The sequence below is a fragment of the Streptococcus sp. DD10 genome (assembly GCF_001578805.1).
Taxonomy (GTDB): Bacteria; Bacillota; Bacilli; order Lactobacillales; family Streptococcaceae; genus Streptococcus.
In genome coordinates this window covers 75,723-79,682 of sequence record NZ_KQ969162.1, presented here as the reverse complement: position 1 = coordinate 79,682, position 3,960 = coordinate 75,723, and the positions used below count along the sequence as shown (strand labels likewise).

Genomic DNA, 3,960 nt, shown 5'->3' with positions numbered 1-3,960 from the left:
AACTAACCCAATTTTAGCCTCAGAGTTCAAACTCTTCTGAACTTGTTCAGTGTAATCACTCACAAGCTCGTAATTCCGCCCTAAAACGTCCTCTAACAAACGTTTAGCGATATTATAATACATTTTACCGTCTGGTAGTGTTTCGTTCGTTAGAGAAGCTTCCAGAGTCTTAGAAAGTATCTCCCCAATTTCGATAGCATATTGATTAGCATCCAAATAACTTGCCTTACTATGATTTAGCTTAGACAGCAAGTCTTTCAAGACCTCGCTGTCCAACCTAGCATATTCAAACTCAGACTTGATTTTCTTGAGCAGGCTCGGAACGATATCCTCCACCATCTGCAACCTCCTTCACTAGTGGAGCAGGCTTGTCTGACCCTTTAATTCCAGTCAAGTCACGGATAGTTTCAGCATCCATATAGCCAGGCACCGCTTGATTCAGTTTGATAACACCATCACCAATCAAGGTCAACATATTAGCGTCCGCCTCAAACAAAGGCTCCCACTTCACGACCGTCTTATTAAACTGTTTCCTCAAATACGGAAACTCATCACGTAAACAAGTAGCGACATAAGCCACATTCAACAGCCCCGAACCCAGCGACCGCTGAGCCTTCCGCCCAGCCAAGCGCAGATTTTCATGACTAGCCTTGATAGCCTCCACCGATGACGGATTATCCGACACAAAACCAAGGTCGTCCAAGGTCAAGCCCATCTCACCAGCAAAACCAGCCGCAGCAGTCCGCAACTGCTCCGTAAACGGCGACATACTCGAAGTCGTGAACTGCCCCACCTTGGGACTATCACCGTCCTCATCCTTCGTAAAGGTCAAGAGACTCGACACCGTCGCCTTCCACTTGTCCATAGGCTCCGCATCAGCGTCCAAACCCAGCACATACTTCTGAGGATAAGAGTAAAACTCCGCCGTCACATCAGCCCGCTCCAAAGTCCGCTTGGCAAACCGCTGATAGTACATACCAGCCCGAGTGATCCGACTCCGCCCAAACGGACGCACCGCATCAGGACGATGGATAACAGGTACTAGCAGAGGCACACCAGCAGGATTCCTCACCGCAAACGGCTCACGCCCCTTCTCATAAAACCAAGTCGTATCACTCGTAAAGTAAGCTTCAAGAAGCGGAGCACCACCATCATCACGACGCAGAACGGCATAACCCTCCGACAGCAAACCAGTGATAGGGTCTAGCACCCCTGTCGCATTACTCGCCTCGATAACCTGTAAACGAGGAACACCATCGTCCCCCTGCGAAATATAGACAAAACAACACGACCCGATAAGCGCCGATAAGATCGCACTATCAAAAAAGACATCAGGATTATTCTGAGCAAAGATTTCATTCACAGAAAAACCATCATTCGCAAACTCACGAAAGACCAGCCTATCCGCCAAACTATCCACACCCTTCGTAGCCCAGCCCAAGACAGACCGATACTGAGCCCGTATCTGTGGCGGTATGGTAATCCCTACATCACTATCACGATGCTGCATGGCATACTGGTCATACCGCATATCAACTCTCATCTTATAAGCGGATAACTTCCGCCGCAGATAGTTCATACCTCTCAGTTGCATAATTACCCACTTTCTATACATTTCCCGCGAGAAAATATGTACAGTGACGGCGTGAAGGCTCGCTCGAGCCTTTGGGGAGGGGATTACCCCCCTATCTCTCCTCAGACCCGTCCTGCACATTTTGGCATTTTTTAATGTTTAATCATTCCTGCCAATCTCACATATTTTCAATAATTTATGCTTTTTTTGCAATTTCTGCAATTCTTGTCATTTCTTACATCAAGTACCATCAAGCTCGATACTTCAACCAATCAACACTTTGTGGCAAGTTCCGATTACCTACAACCTTTGCACCGCTTGCTTTCTCATCAGCGTAGAGCTTATCAGACTTCTGTCTGTTGCACTGCCAATGAGCCAGCTGCAAGTTGTTGATGTCTGATGGATGTCCGTTCTTGATGACTGGGATAATGTGGTCAATAACGGGGCTAAGTGGATGAGGGTACTTCAAACTCTTGTCCACGATCTGTCCACAAATGCCACATGTATTCCTAGTTTTTAGCAGTATCTTCTTATTCTTTTCAAAGGCGACACGGTGGGGACCTGTACGGTCAGCACGGGGGAGGGGACTCATTTCTTAGCTCCTTTCTCATGACATGAGGGGAGGGTATTTCAATTTGTCCACCCTCTCCGTATTTAACATATCTTATATTCTGTTAAATATAATTAACCTTATCTGACACCAGTCATATCAAGGGATGAGACATCATTAAGCTATTTCTAATTTACGTTTTCGCAATATGTAAAATAAAGACGCTTTTAATAGCTAAACGATAGCATACTGGCATCCAGTTCGTCCTGCTTGTAGCCGATATATCCTAGTGTAATGTCTGGTGATGAGTGGTTGAATATCTCCATCAATGCTGCTACATTTCCATTTTGTTTGTAGTGGTGATAGCCAAAGGTCTTTCTCATGGAGTGAGTTCCTATGTGAACCAAACCAATATGATCTGCAGCTTCTTTCAGTATTTGATAAGCTGCCACACGACCGATATGTGTGATTCTCACACCATCCGAGCGGACCTTCTTTTTGCTAGGAAAGAGATAGTCATAGTCTTGCAGATCATTATCCTTGATGTACTGGTTGATGGATTTTCTCAGTGCAGGATTGATAGGAAAGCGCCTGACTTTTCCTGTCTTTGTTTCCTTGACCTCAATCCTATCAACCGTTACCTGCTTGACTTGGAGGGGAATGATGTCGCTAACTCGCAGACCAGAGTAGATACCAAACATAAACAGAACATAGTTCCGCTCACTCTTTGAGCGCAGATACTTTTTCATCCGTTCAATGTCATCCAAGTCACGTATCGGTTCAACTTTCTTCATCGCTCCCTCCTTTCATTTCCTAAAAAAGCCAGCATCTGCTGACTGCAACTATATTGAGAGTATGGGATTCGAACCCATGGAACCTCGGATTTCTCCTACCAGATCTATTATCTTACTTTTCGGATTAACCCACCTAGACTTTCGTCAGGTAAAATAACCGCAATCAGCCACTCTGCCAACTCCCAAAATTACCTCCTCAACCACCAACAAGAGGCGCTAGCAAACCCTCTACATTTCGTCTAGCATGTTTATCACTGGCAGGCATCAATGTAGTTTCTAGCCTGCCCATTGGTTGCAACTGCAACTGTGGCAATCAATAACGGGAACAGCTGGAATCGAACCAGCACATAGCTGTCGTGGACGTCACACGGACTAGCTCAGGGCGCTACCCTTACCGTTTTCCAATCACGGATCATGTTCCCATACGCATATTAAAACTCAACCCGATATGCGATTGATTGAGCTTTTCGCATCGCAGGCGTCGTACGCTTCTGCATGCTTTATAAAGAGCGTAGGACTTGCACCTACTGTTGACCTCCCCTGCCTCTCACCTCTAAAGGTAAAAAAAATCATGCAAAACAAAGACGGCTGGAAACAAGTTGTCAAACTCTCCAAACGACACCTGACTGCACGGTGTCCAATTATTCGTAAACGAGAATAACATTTTCTACTGCAGTCAATGCAAGCAAGGGGAATTGAACCCCAAAGCCAAGTTCACATCGTCTTGTTATCGTTTCAGCTACGTTTTAAGTAACTTGCTGTGCCTACTGCTCGCAAAGGGTCAAAGACCCATATCATATCATAATAATTAACAGGAATACGTTTTCCCATTCATCGGATAATACTATTTTATCACGCCTTTTAGCACATTTCCTGTCAATTCTCTTGCAATTCTCTCCCAGAATCCACCGATTTTTTATATACTAGCAACTCCCCATGACGATACCCCTCGCAAAATTCCAATAAAGCACGATTCAACACACGATAAAATTCACTCTCAGAATACCCCATGCTTAGATAAATTTCAATATCTCGTTGCTTTC

Annotated in this window: 3 protein-coding genes, 2 tRNA genes and 1 pseudogene; all 6 read right to left on the bottom strand. The window is 45.1% G+C overall.

Translation table 11 applies throughout. The features are described from left to right. Window positions 1-339: pseudogene (locus STRDD10_RS11610) on the bottom strand (hypothetical protein); the annotation flags it as partial. Next, the gene (locus tag STRDD10_RS07660) at window positions 293-1,594 is read right to left on the bottom strand and encodes a hypothetical protein (RefSeq protein WP_067194645.1); all 1,302 of its coding nucleotides are present in this window, start codon (window positions 1,592-1,594) and stop codon (window positions 293-295) included. The pseudogene STRDD10_RS11610 and the gene STRDD10_RS07660, both read right to left, overlap by 47 nt. Window positions 1,595-1,823: 229 nt before the next feature. Beyond that, window positions 1,824-2,165, bottom strand: a complete 342-nt coding sequence (locus STRDD10_RS07655; protein WP_067194643.1) for an HNH endonuclease — start codon at window positions 2,163-2,165, stop codon at window positions 1,824-1,826. 185 nt (window positions 2,166-2,350) lie between these two features. Further along, complete coding sequence (locus STRDD10_RS07650; RefSeq protein ID WP_067194640.1) at window positions 2,351-2,917, bottom strand: site-specific integrase; 567 nt, start codon at window positions 2,915-2,917, stop codon at window positions 2,351-2,353. Window positions 2,918-2,970: 53 nt separating this feature from the next. Beyond that, window positions 2,971-3,102: transfer RNA gene (locus tag STRDD10_RS10920), tRNA-OTHER, on the bottom strand. A 135-nt stretch (window positions 3,103-3,237) separates the two neighbouring features. Then, a tRNA-OTHER gene (locus tag STRDD10_RS10915) sits at window positions 3,238-3,339 on the bottom strand. Window positions 3,340-3,960: the final 621 nt, after the last annotated feature.

Excerpts from the sequence above, each read along its gene's own strand:
- STRDD10_RS07660 (WP_067194645.1), bottom strand. The coding sequence starts at position 1,594 with ATGCAACTGAGAGGTATGAACTATCTGCGGCGGAAGTTATCCGCTTAT.
- STRDD10_RS07655 (WP_067194643.1), bottom strand. The coding sequence starts at position 2,165 with ATGAGTCCCCTCCCCCGTGCTGACCGTACAGGTCCCCACCGTGTCGCC.
- STRDD10_RS07650 (WP_067194640.1), bottom strand. The coding sequence starts at position 2,917 with ATGAAGAAAGTTGAACCGATACGTGACTTGGATGACATTGAACGGATG.